The following is a 15,850-nucleotide window of genomic DNA, read 5'->3' on the forward strand; positions in this document are numbered from 1 at the left end:
GCGTTCGGTGCATCTGACGCACCCAATGCCACATTGGGGCGATGTTTGGCAGCGGGTCAGGAGAGCCCGGCCAGTGTCTTTTCGACCAGGTCGGCCACTCGTTCCCGGGCTGCTTCCGCCTCGGCCGGGACCAGTGACAGGCGGGTGCGGCGTTCGAGGACGTCGTCCACCGTCTGGGCGCCCTCGTGGCGGACGGCCCACACCACCTCGGCCGCAGTGATCTCCGTCGAATCCGACAGTGGCTCGGCGAACTCCGGTTCCACTGCGCCCAGCGCGGCCACACGGGGTGCTTCCGTGCCGTACTTGGCGACCAGTCGGGCTGGAGCGTCCACAAGGGACAGTCGCGATCGCGGTGCGGCGCCGAGCAGGGGCAGCTTCGCGGTGCGCGACGGGCCTGCGTGCAGTCCGGCGTGGGTGAGCGCTGCGTCGACCGCGTCCTCGGCCATTCGGCGGTACGTGGTGAGCTTGCCGCCGACCACGGTCAGGACGCCGTCCGCGCTGGTGACCACTGCGTGTTTGCGGGAGAGGTCCGCGCTGCGTCCGGCTGATCCGGCGACGAGCGGGCGTAATCCGGCGTACGAGCCGATCACGTCCTTTTCGGACAGTGGGCGGCTCAGCACCGACGACGCCACCGACAGCAGGAAGTCCACATCGGACTCCGGGACCGTCGGTACGTCCGGTACCTCGCCGGTGATCGGCTCGTCGGTGAGTCCCAAGTAGACTCTGCCGTCCGGTTGGGGGAGAAGGAAGACGAACCGGTTGCTCTCGCCGGGTACCGGGATGTTCACCGAGGTGGCGCCGACGCGCACGGTGTCCGGCGCGAGCACCAAGTGTGACCCGCGGGATGGGCGCAGCCGTACCGAATCGGTGAGTGTGCCGGCCCATACGCCGGTTGCATTGATGACCTGCCGGGCGTGCAAGGCGTAGCCTTCGGAGGTGCGGACTTCGGTGCCGGACAAGGAAATCGCGCGCACCCCGGTGATGATCCGGGCGCCGAGCAACGCGGCCGTACGCGCGAGCGTGATCACCAGCCGGGCGTCGTCGACCAACGCGCCGTCGTAGGCCAGCAGCGCGCCGCGCAACCCCGCCGGGGTGAGACCGGGGGACAACGCCAGCGCTTCCGCGGCGGGAATCCGGCGTGGCGAAGGCAATACCGACGACGGCGTGCGCGCCACTCGACGCAATGCGTCACCCGCTCGCAGACCGGTGGTGATAACCGCTTGCTGCGCCGCGGAAGTGTCCGGATAGAGCGGGAAAAGCTGCGGCATCGCGCGCGTGAGGTGCGGCGCGGTGCGGGTCATCAGGATCCCGCGCTCCACCGCACTTTCGTGCGCGAGTGCGAGGTCGCCCTTGGCCAGGTACCGCAATCCGCCGTGCACCAGCTTGCTCGACCAGCGCGAGGTACCGAATGCGAGGTCGTGTGCTTCCACCAGTGCCACGGACAGCCCGCGCGCCGCCGCGTCCAACGCGATCCCGGCGCCGGTGACACCGCCGCCGACCACCAGCACGTCGACCCGTTCCCCGTCGGCCAGCCGCGCCAGCTCGCGTTCGCGGCGGCGCGCGTTGAGCGAGCCGGTGCTCATGGCCGCAAAGCCGCGTCGACCAGGTACCGGAACTCGGCGAGCAGGGCGGCTTCGTCGACGTCGGCGGTCGCGGGACGCAGGGAGAACGCGAACGACTGGACCACCAGCAACACCGACCGGGCCTGCGTGACCACCTCGGCGCGGCGCACCGAACCGTCCCGGTGCCCCTCCTCGATCAGCTGCCGGAGTACCTGCTCGGCGAACTGCTGCGTGGCCCCGAGCCGCTCGACGATGTAGGGCAGCACCAGCTCCGGGTCGACGTCCAGCAGCGTGCGGAACAGCGGGTCCGCGGACAACGCGCTGACGCCGGCCGCGGCGATGTGCACAATGCGATCGCGGGTGTGCGCAGCGTCGCTGCCGGACTCGCTCACCCGCTGCAGCAGGCCGCTGAACTCGCGGGTCATCAGCGCGGCGAGCACGCTGCGCACGTCGGGGAACCGGCGGTACACGGTCATGCGGCTGACCTGCGCGGTGCGGGCGATCTCCGCGAGCGTGGTGCGCCGGACCCCGACTGCGAGCACGCACTTGCGCGCGGCGTCGAGGAGCACGTCGTCGCCGACGCGTGCCGAGGTCGGGCGGCTGCGCGCGTCCGCGAGCGCCGAGGGGGCCTCTCCCGGTCGGGAGTGACGTTTGACGTCCATATGTCACACTGTACCGGTGAGCGATCTCATCAACCACCGCATCCGCCGCTCGTGGACCGAGCGCGGGGCGGGTGCCGCCGCGCTGCCCGAGCGGGCGGTTCGGTGGCTTGACCAGCGTATCGGCCGGATCGGCCCGGATCGAGACACAAAGCCGGTTTCGCCCCGTTCGGTGACCGAGTCCGCGGTGAGTGTGCCCGTCCGTACCGAATTCGAGGACGCTCTCGGGCCGGATCACGTCCTGTTCGACCCCCAGGAACGGCTCGGCCGCACCGGTGGTCTGTCCTATCTGGACCTGCTGCGCACGCGCACCGGTGACGAGACCGTGCCGGTCCCCGACGCCGTGCTGCTGCCAGGTGACCCGGACGAGGTGCAGGCGGTGCTCGACATCTGCGTGCGGCACGACATCGGCGTGGTCCCGTTCGGCGGCGGAACGTCGGTGGTCGGCGGGGTCGCGGCGCTGCGCGGGGACAAGTCCGCGGTGGTCGTGCTCGACCTGGAGCGGCTCGACGACCTGGTGTCGGTGGACGACGTTTCGCGGATTGCGGTGCTGCAGGCAGGCGTGCGAGGGCCGGAGGCAGAACGGCTGCTGGCGGCGCACGGGTACACGCTCGGCCACGTACCGCAGTCGTTCGAACGGGCCACGATCGGCGGGTTCGCGGCGACTCGGTCGGCTGGGCAGGCTTCGGCCGGGTATGGGCGGTTCGAGGACATGGTCACGGGGGTCCGGTTGGCGACGCCCAAGGGGGAGTGGCGGCTCGGGGTCGCGCCTGCGTCGGCGGCTGGGCCGGATTTGCGGCAGTTGGCGGTGGGGAGTGAGGGCGCGCTCGGGGTGATCACCGAGGTCGCGCTGCGGGTACGGCCGCTGCCGGACCATCGGCATTACGAAGGCTGGGTCGTAGACGGCTGGGACGGCGGGGCCGCCGCGGTGCGGAAGCTGGCGCAGGAACATGCGCTTGCAGATGTCACCCGGCTGTCCGATGTGGACGAGACGGCGGTGTCGTTTGCGCTCAATGCCGGGTGGAAAACCTCGCTGCTGCGCGGATATTTGCGCGCACGCGGGATGCGTAGTCCGTGTCTGTTGATCGTCGGCTGGGAAGGGGACGTGGTTGGCCGGCGGCGGCGGACGTCGGCGTTGCTGCGTCGCGCGGGGGCTCGGCGGATCGGGAAGGCGCTCGGCGAATCGTGGCGGCACGGGCGGTTCTCCGGTCCACGGCAGCGGGATGTGTTGCTGGACCTCGGAGTGTGCGTAGAAACTCTCGAGACGGCGGCGTACTGGTCCAATTTGGACGAGTTGCACGACGCGGTGCGGGCGGCGCTGGTCTCGTCACTCGGCCAGGCGATTGTGATGTGCCACGTTTCGCATGCTTACGAAACCGGTGCGTCGCTGTATTTCACGGTGCTCACTTCGCGCGACGACCGTGACCCGATCGGACAGTGGCAGCGTGCGAAAGCGGCTGCGTGCGAGGCGATCACGGGCATTGGCACGATCACGCACCATCATGCGGTCGGGGTGGATCATGCGCCGTATCTGGAAGCGGAAATCGGGCGGATCGGTGTCGACGTGTTGCGGGCGGCCAAGTCCGCGGTCGATCCGACCGGAATCCTGAACCCCGGAAAACTGCTCGGCTGAACGCGTCCGCGCGGGCAGAATGTCGTCCGTGACCGATGCAGTGGGTTCCTTTCCGCAGTACGAAGTGTTCGCCGACGATTTTCTCGACCATGCGCAAGATGGTTTCTACAACGCGCATTACGACCGGCCTGCTTGCCTGGAACTGCTGGGCGATGTTGCCGGTCTGCACGTTCTCGACGCGGCGTGCGGGCCGGGCCTGTATGCCGAAGAACTGACGGCTCGCGGCGCGCAGGTGACCGGGTTCGATCTCAGTCCGCGGATGGTGGAGTTGAGCCGGGAGCGGGTGCCTGCGGGGGAATTCCGCGTGCAAAACCTGGCCGAGCCGATTTCATGGCTGCCCGACGCGTCCGTCGACCGGGTGTTGTTCGCGCTGGCGCTGGAGTATGTGGATGACCGGGTGGCCGCGCTGCGTGAACTGCGCCGCGTGTTACGTCCGGATGGTGCGCTGGTGCTGTCCCGGCAGCATCCCTTCGGCGACTGGCTGCGCCATGGCGGGAATTACTTCGAAGACCGCGTGATCGAGGAGGTCTGGAGCCGCGGCTGGCGGGTGCGGTATTGGCTTACGCCGCTGGAGCGGACGTGTGACGAGCTGCGCGAGGCTGGGTTCCTGATCGAACAGCTTCGAGAGGGCCGTCCCCCGGCGGCGGCTGCGGAGGTGGACCCGGAGCGCCACGCCCGCCTGGACCGCGAACCGATCGGCTTCCTGGCGATCCGGGCGGTCCCTTCACGGACCTGCGGCTGGCCCGCTGAAGTCCGTGAAGGGAACCATGAGGGAATCTGATTCCGTGAAGGTTCCCTTCACGGACTTCGGCGCATCGGGGGGAGCACGGTGCAGGTCGGCAGGCCGTGTCCGGAGGCTGGGTTGCCGATCAACGACGCAGCTTCGGCTTGGGGGAGGTCGGCGACGCGGACGGGAGCGTTGCCGACCAGCAGCGGGTAGCGGATCGGCGACGCGCCGACGTACGCGTGCACGCCGGTGAGCGGACTGCCGTCGAGCCGGATGTCCGCACCGTCCAGCACCGCGAGGTCGTACCGGTTCCCGCGGCCCTCGCAGACGTCCAGTACGGCCAGCTGCTCCGGCGTCGCAAACCACACGAAGTGCTCTTCGACCGCACCCGGCAGTGCGGTCAGTGTGGCCGGACGCTGCCCGTCGCGAGCGCGCAGCCCGGCTGCCCATACCGCAGCCAGGCCAGTGCACCGCACTTTCGCGGCGACAACGGGTCCGGTCAGCCCCAGATTCGTCCGCAACCAGGTGATCTTCGACGGGCAAGCGTTCGACCCGTATGCCAGCACCGGTGTGCGCGAACGCCACCCCGACGGCGCCGCGTCCAGGGGGTGACCGGCGCCGTCGAGGTGGACGTACGAACAGTCCGGCCGTGCGCCGGGGTACGGGTCGGCCGGGTAGTCCGCGTCGAGGAAGAGGGTCAGAACTCCACCACGCTACGCAGGACGTCGCCGTGGTGCATGCGTTCGAAGGCCTGCTCCACGCCGTCCACGCCGATCCGCTCGGTGACGAACTTGTCCAGCGGCAGCCTGCCCTGCAGGTACAGGTCGACCAGCATCGGGAAATCGCGCGACGGCAGGCAATCTCCGTACCAGGACGACTTCAGCGAGCCGCCGCGGGAGAAGAAATCGATCAGGGGCAGGTCGTTGAGCTTCATGTCCGGTGTCGGCACGCCGACCAGCACCACGGTTCCGGCGAGGTCTCGGCCGTAGAACGCCTGTCGCCACGTTTCGGGGCGGCCGACGGCGTCGATCACCACATCCGGGCCGAAGGAGTGCGTCGCGTCCTGCATGGCGGCTACCACGTCGGCCTCGGTCAGGTTGCGGCTGTTCACCGTGTGCGTGGCGCCGAAATCCTTGGCCCACCCCAGTTTCCGGTCGTCGGTGTCGATGGCGACGATGGTGGTCGCGCCTGCCAGATGCGCGCCCGCGATGGCGGCGTCACCCACGCCGCCGCAGCCGATCACCGCCACCGAATCGCCGCGGCTGACTGCGCCGGTGTTGATCGCCGCGCCCAGCCCGGCCATCACCCCGCAGCCCAGCAGCCCAGCGACCGCAGGCTCGGCGGCCTCGTCGACCTTCGTGCACTGTCCACTGTGGACCAAAGTCTTGTCCAGGAACGCGCCGACGCCCAACGCGGGCGAGAGCTTCGTGCCGTCAGTGAGAGTCATCGGCTGCTCGGCGTTGAAGGTGGAGAAGCAGTACCACGGTTTCCCGCGCTTGCACGCCCGGCAGGTGCCGCAGACCGCACGCCAGTTGAGGATCACGTAGTCGCCCGGCGCCAGGTCAGTGACGCCCGCGCCGACCTTGTCCACGCGACCCGCTGCCTCGTGCCCGAGCAGGAACGGGAACTCGTCGTTGATGCCGCCCTCGCGGTAGTGCAGGTCGGTGTGGCAGACCCCGCACGCCTGCACCGAGACGACCGCCTCACCCGGCCCGGGATCCGGCACCACCACCGTTTCGAGCGTGACCGGCTGTCCCTTTGCCCGCGACACGACTCCCTGGACCTCGTACGGCATGCGCACATCCCTTCGGCACCTGACGGATCATGCGACAATACTCACGAAGGCGTGATGACGTAAACGATTCCGCCGGGACCACTCGCCACGTTGCCGCTTTCGGTGTACCGCTTCGTGCGCAGCCAGATCTTTTCGAACTGGGCACGCGGGTACACGGTGCGTACCCGGTCGTTGGAGTTCGCGGCAGGATCGTTCGTGATCACGTCGCCCGCTCGGGTGAAACCGATCACCACCATGAGGTGACCGGACGTGCCGTACCCGGCGCCGTCGAGCTCGCTGGACAGGAACGACTGCGAGGTGATCACCGGGATTCCGCGCGCCAGGTAACCCTCGAGGGCGGTGAGGTCGGGCAACCGGGTGATGTGCCCGCGCAGGCCGAGTGTCGCGGCGTACGCGGTGTTGAAGGGCCAGTTGCCGGTGCCGTCGTAGGCGTGGTCGTAGGTGCCACGGGCGGCGTAGACCACCGATCGGTCCTGGTAGTCCGGCGGGATCCAGTCCATCTGCCGCTCGGTGGGTGCACGGCCCCAGTACTCGGCGACCATCTCCGTCGCGACCGGGCTGCACCACGCCTCGCCACCACCGCCGTACTCCGGGAACTGTCCTTTGTGGAGGTTCTGGGCGAACGGCGGCACGCTGAGCTCGATCCCGCTGGCCTGGCCGGGTTTCGTGGGCGGGACGTCGAACCGGTCGGGGATGTTCGAGGTCATCGCGCCGAGCGCGGACAGCGTCGGCGTGCTTGGCGACCCTGCTTCGCGGTACAGCGTCACGCGCAGCTGATACGAGCGGAGCGTGACGCCGTCCTGCATCACGAGCGTGTCAACGTCGACGTAGGCGTTTCCGTCGCTCTGCCCGTCGACGCTGGTGCGCTGGATGTCGGCGTCCCCGCTGGCCCAGCGGCCCATGGTGTACCAGGGGGTTTGGGTGCCGGTGGACGTGCGGCCGCGCGCTTGCACCTCCAGCCACGTTTTGGCCGGGGTGCGCGCATTCCACGACGCGATCAGTTGAGTGGCGTCGAAACCCGGCCGGTACAGCGGCGACGTCCAGGTGCCGTATTCATAGGTACGCGTGGTGCCGAGCCCCGGTTCGGCGTGCTCGACACTGCCTGCCGGATGCGTGATCCGCAGGCCTTTGTGACCGACGGCGAGGCCGTCGAGGCGTCCGGCGGACAGCGAGCCGGCGGACCATTCGTGGTAGTCGATGGCTCCAGTGTGCCGCGGTGCCGCGATGGCCTGCGTCGCACCGGTGGTGAGCATGGCAATGGTCAGTAACGTGCACAATCCGCGAACCCGCATTCCGGCTCCGTCCCCAGTCTTAGCCAGAGATTTTCACCTTGTCGAGCGGGTAAGTAAAGAGCTGGCGTCAGAGCACTGCCTGCGTCTGGGTGACTTTCGCGGCCAGTTTCCCTGCGTCGTCACGGATTTCCGTCTCGACGACGATGACCCGGCGCCCGGCGTGCAATGGTCTGGACGACGCAGTGGCGTACCCCGAACGGACGCCGCGCAGGAAGTTCGTCTTGGACTCCAGCGTGGTCGTGCCTTGCGCACCTTCGGGCAGGTTGAGGAACGCGCACATGGCACCGGTCGAATCGGCGAGCGCCATCAGCACGCCGCCGTGCAACGTGTCCCCGGCGGTGCACAGCGACGCGTCCCACGCGAGCCGGCTGCGGACCAGGTCCGCGCCGTGCTCCAGTACCTCGATGCCGAGCCGTTCGCTGAACGGCATCGTCTTGTGGAACAGCTGGGTACCTTCGACGTCGGTCATGTCCGGCAGTCAACCGCACGCGGGTGCATGGCGTCGATTACCCCGCGGGTAATCAACCGAGTGGGTTGGGGAGCAGCAGCTCGGTGTTGTGGTCGCCGGGGGCGCCGACGCGGCCGAGGTCCGCGTGGAGGTCGTTGTAGGAGAACTCGCGATACAGCGAGGCGAGCGCTTCGGGCGTGCTCGCGGAATAGTCGACGGCGTAGGGGGCGTCGGCCTCGATCAGCGTGGTGAAGAGGGAAAGCGTGCCGTCGTGGTTGTCGGCGAGCTCGATGATGCGCGCGTGCTGCGGGAAGTCGATGTGGCTCGCGGTGTTGATTTCCCAGAAGCTTTGCGCCGGGGTGCTGCCGACGTGCGCGGTGATCTTGTTGAGGTGCGTGTGCCCGTTGACCCACGCCAGCACGTTCGGGAACCGCTTCAGCAGCGCGACGAACGTGTCGCCGCCCAGCCGTGGGTCGAGGAGATGGCGGGCGTCGGGGAGGAGGTTGCCCATGGTGTCGCTGGTGTGGTGGCTGAAGAGGAGGAAGAGCTCGTCGGTGACGGAGTGGGTGACCTTGCGGCCGAAGAAGTCGTAGTACGTCGAACTGCCGCGCTTGAGCGTTGCCTCGAGCCAGCTGAGCTGACGGAGCCCGATCGACCCGTCGGCGAGCCCGCCCTGCGTGGTGGTGTCGAGGCTGATCCCGGTGACGCCGGGCGCGATGCGGAAGGGGTAGTAGACGTCGAGACCGTCGGCGTTGGCACCGGTGAAACCGTGCCCGACGGGGCCAGGTCCGGTGTGCTCCGCGGCGAGGTGAGCCCTGACGAACTCCGCGGTGCTGAACGGCCGCCGCCGCGCGTCTGGCGTGACCTCGCGAACCGTGCCGCTCCCGCCGAACAGCTCGCCGATCGGGACGTTCTGCCCTTGCCGGATGGCCGTCCCGAGCTTCCTCGCGGTGCTCTCGTCCTTGCCGATGATCTTGTATTTGCCGGTGTACCAGCCTTCGATGCCCGGAATGCCCTCGGGCAACGTGCCGACGACGCTGTCGTCGTGATTGCCGAACGTGCAGTACCACGGCAGGTCGAGCCCAGGTGCGGTGAAGGGTTTGATGCTGGCGTCGAGTAGCCCGGGGACCTGCGGAAAGCCCTTCTTGGTGTAGTCGTCGGCGAGGCGGGTGCCCGGGTTCCAGAAGGCCGGGTTGCCGGATGCCTGGACGCCCTCGTACCGCTTGGGGTCACCGGAATTCGGCGTGATCGGCCCGCCGTTGAGGGTGGTGAGGAACCAGTCGAGCTCGATCAGCTCGTGGTTGTCGGTGTTGTCGCCGGTGGTCACGACGAAGTCGAACGTTCGCCCGGTGAACGGCCCTGTGCCGACCCGGTTGACCCGCTGGACGAGCGCGGTGGTCGCGACCGCCCCGAGAACCTCCTGCGGCCGATGCGCCGACCCGATGAAGGGATGCAGGTACTCGAACCGCGCAGGGGACTCGGTGTCGGTGAAATGGAGGTCGGTGAACTGCACAAACGCCCCCAGCCCGGTCCGGCGATCGTCGCGTCCGGCCTTGCCTTCGAGAAGGTCCTCGCGGACGATGAGCGGCCACCCTGGCCCTGCGGTGAGACAGGAGTATCCTTTTTGGCCGTTTTGCGCTCCGACGGCGACCTGCTCGAGTGTGGTGCCAGCAGTGCGGACGGCTCGGGTGGCCGTCCGCCGAAGGGCCCGGTCGAACGCGTTGGCGGTGGGGGTGCAGAGCAGCAGGCTCGCACTTGCGGCCCCTGCTGCTGTGGTGAATGCCCGCCTGGTCAGGTCCGCCATGGGTTCCTCCCCGGTCCTCGCGTTGCCCGGCCGTTGCCTGTTGCTTCTGCCTTTGTTGTTGCCGCTGCCTTTGTCTCTGTCTTTGCTGTTGCTCTGGCACACTGCCGGACCCCGATGCACGGCCGGTGAACGAAACCGGAGCAAAACGCGAAGCTCTCTCACATTAACCGTGACAACGGGCGAGACTCTGTCACAACGAGCAGCCCTGGACTACCGCCGAAGGTGGGGCAATGCCTCGGGGGTTGGCTGGCTGGGCCTGGGCTGAATCGCCCGTGGGCCTCCCTGCGGGTGTCTCTATCGCACCGGTCGGGACTGTTGGCCTGTCGCTGATGCCTGCGCTGCCCCGGTTTTCAGCGCTGGCGTCCGTGCTGCGCCGGTGGGTGGTGCTGACCTGCGGCTGGCGCTCGTGCTGCGCCGTCGCTCGTGCGGACCTGCCGCTGGCGCTCGTGCTGCGCCGGTCGCTCGTGTTGGCCCGCTGCTGATGCCCGCGCTGGGTCCGGTCGGCGGGGCTGGCTTGTTGTTCGCGTCTCGGCCGCGGTTGTTGCCGGTGCTCTGTGCCGGTCGCTCGTGTTGGCCCGCTGCTGATGCCCGCGCTGGGTCCGGTCGGCGGGGCTGGCTTGTTGTTCGCGTCTCGGCCGCGGTTGTTGCCGGTGCTCGTGTCGGTTTGTCGCCTGTGGGGTGGGCGTATGTGTGCTGATGTCCAGCCTGCGCGGGTCGTCGCTATGCGGCAGCCGGAAGAGCCGCGAATGCGGGCTTGTGGTTGACGTCAGGGCAGTGCTGGCTTCTGCCGCAATGTGGCAGGCGGATTGTCGTCACTGCCAGCAAGTCGCTGACGCCCTGATGCGGCTGGAATCCCGCAGATGACGCCTGCGCCGGGCGGAGTGCGTCGGCCCGACCGGCCACGGATGGGCGGCCGGTCGAGCCTCATGGGTTCAGCAGTAGAACGCGCAGGTGGCCGTTCCCGCCGCGGCGAGGGACCCGATGAACAGCACCAGGAAGATCACCGCCGGGATGGCCGCGATGATGCCGCACACCAGGCCCGCGATGGCCATTCCCTGTCCGGTCCAGCCGGGTTTGCCCGCTTGGACCATGCCGCCCCAGGAGAGGCCGATCGCGGTGATCGCCGCGATCACGTCGAAGAACGGCACCCAGAACGAGATCAACGCGACGATCCCGACGACCATCCCGGCCACCGCAAGCCCGCTGGTCTTGGCCGGGGCGGGATAACCGCCATAGGGAGCCCCGTACTGCGGCGCGCCGTATGGCTGCGGAGCCCCGTACGGCTGCGGCACCCCACCGTAAGGCGACGGCACCGGCCCGGACGGAGGCCCCGGGTACGGCTGCCCCGGAGTCGGCTCCTGGCCGGGATACGGCTGCTGCTGGTAGGGGTCCGTCATAGGTGCACTCCTGCGGCTTCGGTGACGCTGGGTATTCGCCGGATCGAGGTGGAACGTTACGAGATCTGATTCTCGCCCGCCGCGGCCCGGCGAGCATGGAGAACCGCGAAATTGAGGGGTGATTCTTGCGGGTTCCACACGGTGGTGGCCGGGGTTGCGGTGATGGCGCCCCTGAAATGACGAACACGATGCGGGCAGGGGTGGGCCTCGCCCCGCCGAAGGTACGGAGGGGTCGGCCGGGCTCTGGCTGCGGACCCGATGGCTCGGGGTGGGGCAACCCGATGGGCTGGATCAGTGGCGGATCCGGGTGGTTCGGTAGGGGTTCGGGTCGCGCGCTGGGTCGGCGGCGATGCGCCGGAAGGGGAGTGGCTCGGCGGTTTGGGGCCCCTCGTTCGGCAGGCCGGACGGGAAGACTGGTCACCAACTGGACAGGTGGAGCAGCGGGGGCCCGCTGGGTGATCCGGGCAGCCGGGGGCTGTCGTTGGCTGGGTCGGGTGGAGTCGCGAACCGCGCGGGAACCGGCTGGGCGAAGCGGCCTGAGTTGGTCGGGGCCGGTTGGGCAACAGGTGGGTGGCTCGGGAACTGCATGCGACAACGGGCGGCTGCAGTTGACCGGTCGGCAGGCTGGACGAAGCACCAAACCGGCCGGTCGTCCGTCGGAAGACCGGCCGGTTCGGCTGGGTTACCTCACTGGCGTCGCCCGCTGAGTTGTGAAGCCCGGTTACCTCGGTTGCTGACGCATTGCCCGCGGTGTTGTGGCGTCCGGTTGCTTTGGTTGCTGAGGCGTCGCGCGCTGGGTCGTGACGTCCGGTTGCTTCGGTTGCTGACGCATTGCCCGCTGAGTCGTGACGCCCGGTTGCGTCCGGCGCTGAGCTGGTGCCTGGTGGCTTAGCTCAGGCGGAATTGGTACACCCTTCAGCCGCACCTCAGGGACCGGCGGTGTCTCCCGGGGAGTGGGTCCCAGCGGGTAGGGCCGGTTTCCCGGAGGCAGGTGTGTCTCCACTAAGTGGAGGCGTCGTCCACCTCAGTCCGCTGCTGGGGGCCTTCCTCGATACTCGCGCAGTTCCCGGCGGCTTTCGTGGCGGGTGCGGCGGCGGTCGGCGCGGCGTTCGTAGTAGCCGGTGCAGTCGCGGCAGCCGTCGCTGCCTCCGGATTGGGCGTGGAGGTAGAAGTCGGTTGCGCGCCAGTGGCAGCCCATCGTCGAGACGTGGCCCATCGACTCCGTGGCTCGCGTGATGTCCGGCGGCAGCGTGCAGTGCCCGTCGCGGTGGTCGTGGGCTGGGCGGCACGTCCGCATCGGCTCGTCGGCCATTCGCACCCACCACGGGCGGGTCTTGTCGGTCCTGCTCATCGGTCACCTTTCGGCTCCGTGACGGCCCCGGACGGGCCGTACCTAGAGCTGGTGCACCGTGATCACCTCCTTCCACTCCCTGACAAGATCCACTCTACCCCTTCAACCCCGCCTCCATCACGCCTCGCACGAGATAGCGTTGCAGGAAAGCAAAAAGAAAAACGATCGGCAGGATCGACAGCGCGGCGGCCAGGAACAGCAGGTTCAGCTGCGGGTTCTGCGCGGTCAGCAAACCCGACAGCGCGACCTGCACCGTCCACGAATCCGGCGACTGCGCGATGATCAGCGGCCACAGGAAAGCATTCCAGCTGCCGATCACGGTGATCACCGCGATGGCCGCGAAGAAGCCCCGCGAATTGGGCACCACGATCCGCCGGAACACGCCCCAGCGGGTGAGCCCGTCGACGCGACCTGCGTCCTCCAGTTCCCGCGGGAAGTCCAGGAAGTACTGCCGGAACAGGAAAACACTGAACGCGCTGAACAAGCCCGGGATCACCAGCCCGCGGAAGTCCGACAGCCAGCCCAGCGAGGACACCACCACGAAGCTCGGCACGAACGTGACCGACGTCGGGATCATCAGCGTGGCCAGCACTGCATAGAAGACCGGCTTCGCATAGCGGGACGGCACCCGTGCCAGGCCGTAGCCCGCCAGTGAGCAGAGCACCAGCAGGCCGACGGTCTGCAGAACCGCGACAATGACAGAATTGAGAATGCTGCGCGCAAAAGGTACGTCAGGTTGCTGGAAGAGCTTGGCGAGGTTCTCCCAGTGTACCTGTTTCGGCCACCATGTCCAACCCGGCGACGTGATCTCCGCGCGGGACGCAAGACCGTTGCGCAGCAACAGATAGAACGGCACCAGGAACAGGATGGCGGACAGCGTCAGCGCCGTCCAGCGCACCGCCGCGCGGATCATGACGCGCTCCGATCGAAGCGGAAGAGCTTGCCCTGCAACAGAGTCACTATCGCGATCAGTAACGCCAGGATCATCGCGCCCGCGCTGCCGCGTCCGAGATCCTGCCCGCCCGAGCCGAGTGACGTGTAGTAGAGGTACACCAGCGGCGGTCGCGCGAACGGTGGATAACCGCGGGAATCGCCCATGATGTTGTAGAACTCGTCGAATGCCTGGTACGCGTTGATGAGATTCAGCAGCAGCACGGCAATCGACGTCGCCCGCAGCTGGGGCAGCGTGATGTGCCGGAACACCTGCCACCCCGGCTTGGCGCCGTCCAGCCACGCCGCCTCGTACAGCTGCGCGGGAATTCGTTGCAGTGCGGCGATGAACAGGATCAGGTAGAAGCCGAGCTGCAGCCACAGCCGGGCAGTCACCAGCACCACCCAGTACAACGGCGGGTGCACGGTGCCGGTCCACGCCACCGGGTCCACGCCGAAGATGCCGAGCACGGTGTTCGCGAGTCCATATCGGACTCCGGAGAACAGTGACGTCTTCCAGATCAGCGACGCCACCACGTACGAACACGCGAACGGCAGGAAGAACACTGACCGGAAGAACGCCCGCGCGAACCGCAGCTGGTTCACGCCCACCGCCAAAGCCAGCGACAGCACAAAAGTGAGCGGCACGATGAACGCTGCGAACACGCTGAATGTACCGAGACTCGACACGAACGGGCCGTCGGTGAGCATGTGCGCGTAATTGTCCAGGCCCACGAAGACGCTGGGGGTGACCGTGTTGCGTGCGTCGAAGAACGACAGGTACAGGCTCCACCCGATCGGCACGTACGCGAATACAGCCAGACCAGCCAGGAACGGACCCACAAACCCCCAGAACGCCAGCGTATCCCGAGCTTTCCGGGAAAGCGTCACCCGAACAGGCGTTTCAGCTCGGACTGCGCGACGGTGACCGCGGCCTTCGTTTCCGCCACCGGATCCGCGCCTTCCTTGGCGATTTTCGCCACCGCGTCCGAAAGCGCGGTGTTCGCCGCCTGTGTCCACATTGGACCGCCGACGAGGTGGCTGTTCTCCTTCACGAACCGGGCCACGTCGGCCGCCGGGCCGGACTTCAGCGTGTCGGCCTTGTCGATGAGGCTCTGCCGGGCGGGTACGTGAAAGCCGTAGCGGGTGGCGAACTCCAGCTGGTCGTCGGTCTGGTCGATCCAGAGCCACTTCACGAATGCCTTGGCCTCGTTGACGTGCGCGCTCTTGGCGTTGACCATCGCTCCGTACGCGCCCACCGGCACCGACGGCGCGCCGCTGCCGTCCAGCTTCGGGAACGGCAGCACGGCGAAATCGTCGTTGAGCGCGTCGCGGATCTTCAGGATGTTCCACAGCCCGGTCCACTGCATTGCGCACAGCCCGTCGATGAGCGCGCTTGGATCCGACCAGTCCGCCGGCGCACCGAGCAACAGCGAACCGTTGGCGTTCAACGTACGCAGCTTCCCGAACGCCGCGGCCGCACGCGGATCGTCGAACCCGACCGCCCGGTTGCCGTTCTTCAGGTAGTCCAGCCCGGCCGACCACAGCAGTGGCCCGGTGAGCGTGCCGACGCCACCGTCGTTGCCTGCGAACAGCCCCTTCACGCCGTCCTTGGTCAGCTTGCCCGCCGCGTCGATCAGCTCGTCGACCGTCTGCGGCGGCTGCACTCCTACCGCCTGCAGCATGCTCTTGCGGTAGAAGAGCACCTGCGTGTCGGTGGCCTGCGGGATGCCGTAGACCTTGCCCTCCACGGTCTGCGCGGCAAGCACCGCCGGGCTGAAGTCGTTCTTCACCGGCGCGACGAGGTCGTCGAGCGGCACGACCTGGTTCTGCCGCACCCAGTCGATCTTCACCTGCGCCTCGAAGACGTCCGGCACCGCGCTGTTCTGCAGCGCCGTGACGATCTTCGAGTCGTAGTCACCCGGGTTCCACACGACCTCGACCTTCGCACCCGGGTACGACGCCGCGTAGTTCTTGACGGCCTCCTGCACGCCGTCCTCGCCGTACGCGTGGTACCACTGCTGCAGCGTGACCCGAGGCGCCTGCGACGTGGGCGTGAGCCCCGCCGACATCGCCGTGGACGGTGGCGGGATTCCCGGACGACCGGTGTCCGACCCGCACGCGGCCGCGACCGCGCCCACCGCAGCCGCCCCTGCCAACGACAGGAACGACCTCCTGCTCCGCTGCTGCATCCCCGTTTCTCCTCCGACGTGCCGGGAAAGGCTCCTTGCGGGCTTCAGCGTCCCTCACGA

15 protein-coding genes are annotated in these 15,850 nt (G+C 68.2%); 3 read left to right on the plus strand and 12 right to left on the minus strand.

The window, feature by feature from the left end; all coding sequences use genetic code 11:
* Window positions 1-56: 56 nt before the first annotated feature.
* Window positions 57-1,583 (minus strand): glycerol-3-phosphate dehydrogenase/oxidase, encoded by a 1,527-nt coding sequence (locus tag OO71_RS42535; protein WP_033295762.1) that lies wholly within the window; start codon window positions 1,581-1,583, stop codon window positions 57-59.
* Window positions 1,580-2,224, minus strand: coding sequence for a TetR/AcrR family transcriptional regulator (locus OO71_RS42540; protein ID WP_033295763.1), 645 nt, complete (start codon window positions 2,222-2,224; stop codon window positions 1,580-1,582). Before OO71_RS42540 ends, OO71_RS42535 begins: the two co-directional genes overlap by 4 nt.
* Before the next feature lie 16 nt (window positions 2,225-2,240).
* On the opposite strand from OO71_RS42540, the gene OO71_RS42545 reads away from it, so the two are divergent.
* Together OO71_RS42545 and OO71_RS42550 are read left to right on the plus strand one after the other, a co-directional pair.
* Window positions 2,241-3,854 (plus strand): FAD-binding oxidoreductase, encoded by a 1,614-nt coding sequence (locus tag OO71_RS42545; protein ID WP_245633960.1) that lies wholly within the window; start codon window positions 2,241-2,243, stop codon window positions 3,852-3,854.
* 28 nt (window positions 3,855-3,882) lie between these two features.
* A complete protein-coding gene (locus tag OO71_RS42550; protein ID WP_051793067.1) occupies window positions 3,883-4,635 on the plus strand; it encodes a class I SAM-dependent methyltransferase in 753 nt (250 codons plus the stop codon).
* A 17-nt stretch (window positions 4,636-4,652) separates the two neighbouring features.
* On the opposite strand, the gene OO71_RS42555 is transcribed toward OO71_RS42550, so the two are convergent.
* The 5 genes from OO71_RS42555 to OO71_RS42575 form a co-directional block, all read right to left on the minus strand.
* Window positions 4,653-5,282 (minus strand): gamma-glutamylcyclotransferase, encoded by a 630-nt coding sequence (locus OO71_RS42555; protein WP_425388749.1) that lies wholly within the window; start codon window positions 5,280-5,282, stop codon window positions 4,653-4,655.
* Window positions 5,279-6,376 carry an S-(hydroxymethyl)mycothiol dehydrogenase gene (locus OO71_RS42560; RefSeq protein WP_033295765.1) on the minus strand — a complete coding sequence of 366 codons (1,098 nt, stop codon included), beginning with the start codon at window positions 6,374-6,376 and terminating at the stop codon, window positions 5,279-5,281. The genes OO71_RS42555 and OO71_RS42560 overlap by 4 nt, the downstream gene beginning before the upstream one ends.
* Window positions 6,377-6,417: 41 nt before the next feature.
* Window positions 6,418-7,668, minus strand: a complete 1,251-nt coding sequence (locus OO71_RS42565) for a peptidase C39 family protein (protein ID WP_033295766.1) — start codon at window positions 7,666-7,668, stop codon at window positions 6,418-6,420.
* 67 nt (window positions 7,669-7,735) lie between these two features.
* Window positions 7,736-8,137, minus strand: a complete 402-nt coding sequence (locus tag OO71_RS42570) for a PaaI family thioesterase (RefSeq protein ID WP_033295767.1) — start codon at window positions 8,135-8,137, stop codon at window positions 7,736-7,738.
* Window positions 8,138-8,189: 52 nt separating this feature from the next.
* Window positions 8,190-9,920 carry a TIGR03767 family metallophosphoesterase gene (locus OO71_RS42575; protein ID WP_033295768.1) on the minus strand — a complete coding sequence of 577 codons (1,731 nt, stop codon included), beginning with the start codon at window positions 9,918-9,920 and terminating at the stop codon, window positions 8,190-8,192.
* A 329-nt stretch (window positions 9,921-10,249) separates the two neighbouring features.
* Between OO71_RS42575 and OO71_RS50705 the strand changes: the two genes are divergently transcribed.
* Window positions 10,250-10,402: a hypothetical protein gene (locus OO71_RS50705; protein WP_156096835.1), complete on the plus strand. Its 153-nt coding sequence runs from the start codon at window positions 10,250-10,252 to the stop codon at window positions 10,400-10,402.
* A gap of 450 nt (window positions 10,403-10,852) precedes the next feature.
* On the opposite strand, the gene OO71_RS42580 is transcribed toward OO71_RS50705, so the two are convergent.
* The 5 genes from OO71_RS42580 to OO71_RS42600 all read right to left on the minus strand — a co-directional run bounded on the left by OO71_RS42580 (window position 10,853) and on the right by OO71_RS42600 (window position 15,790).
* Entirely contained in the window at window positions 10,853-11,317 is a 465-nt protein-coding gene (locus OO71_RS42580) for a DUF4190 domain-containing protein (protein ID WP_033295769.1), read from the minus strand.
* 1,024 nt (window positions 11,318-12,341) lie between these two features.
* On the minus strand, window positions 12,342-12,668 hold the full coding sequence (locus OO71_RS42585; RefSeq protein ID WP_033295770.1) for a hypothetical protein: 327 nt from the start codon (window positions 12,666-12,668) through the stop codon (window positions 12,342-12,344).
* Window positions 12,669-12,762: 94 nt separating this feature from the next.
* Complete coding sequence (locus OO71_RS42590; protein WP_033295771.1) at window positions 12,763-13,581, minus strand: carbohydrate ABC transporter permease; 819 nt, start codon at window positions 13,579-13,581, stop codon at window positions 12,763-12,765.
* Window positions 13,578-14,489 (minus strand): carbohydrate ABC transporter permease, encoded by a 912-nt coding sequence (locus OO71_RS42595; RefSeq protein ID WP_033295772.1) that lies wholly within the window; start codon window positions 14,487-14,489, stop codon window positions 13,578-13,580. The genes OO71_RS42590 and OO71_RS42595 overlap by 4 nt, the downstream gene beginning before the upstream one ends.
* Window positions 14,486-15,790: an ABC transporter substrate-binding protein gene (locus tag OO71_RS42600; protein WP_033295773.1), complete on the minus strand. Its 1,305-nt coding sequence runs from the start codon at window positions 15,788-15,790 to the stop codon at window positions 14,486-14,488. Before OO71_RS42600 ends, OO71_RS42595 begins: the two co-directional genes overlap by 4 nt.
* Between the last annotated feature and the right edge of the window lie 60 nt (window positions 15,791-15,850).

The organism is Amycolatopsis jejuensis (genome assembly GCF_000717335.1).
Taxonomy (GTDB): Bacteria; Actinomycetota; Actinomycetes; order Mycobacteriales; family Pseudonocardiaceae; genus Amycolatopsis; species Amycolatopsis jejuensis.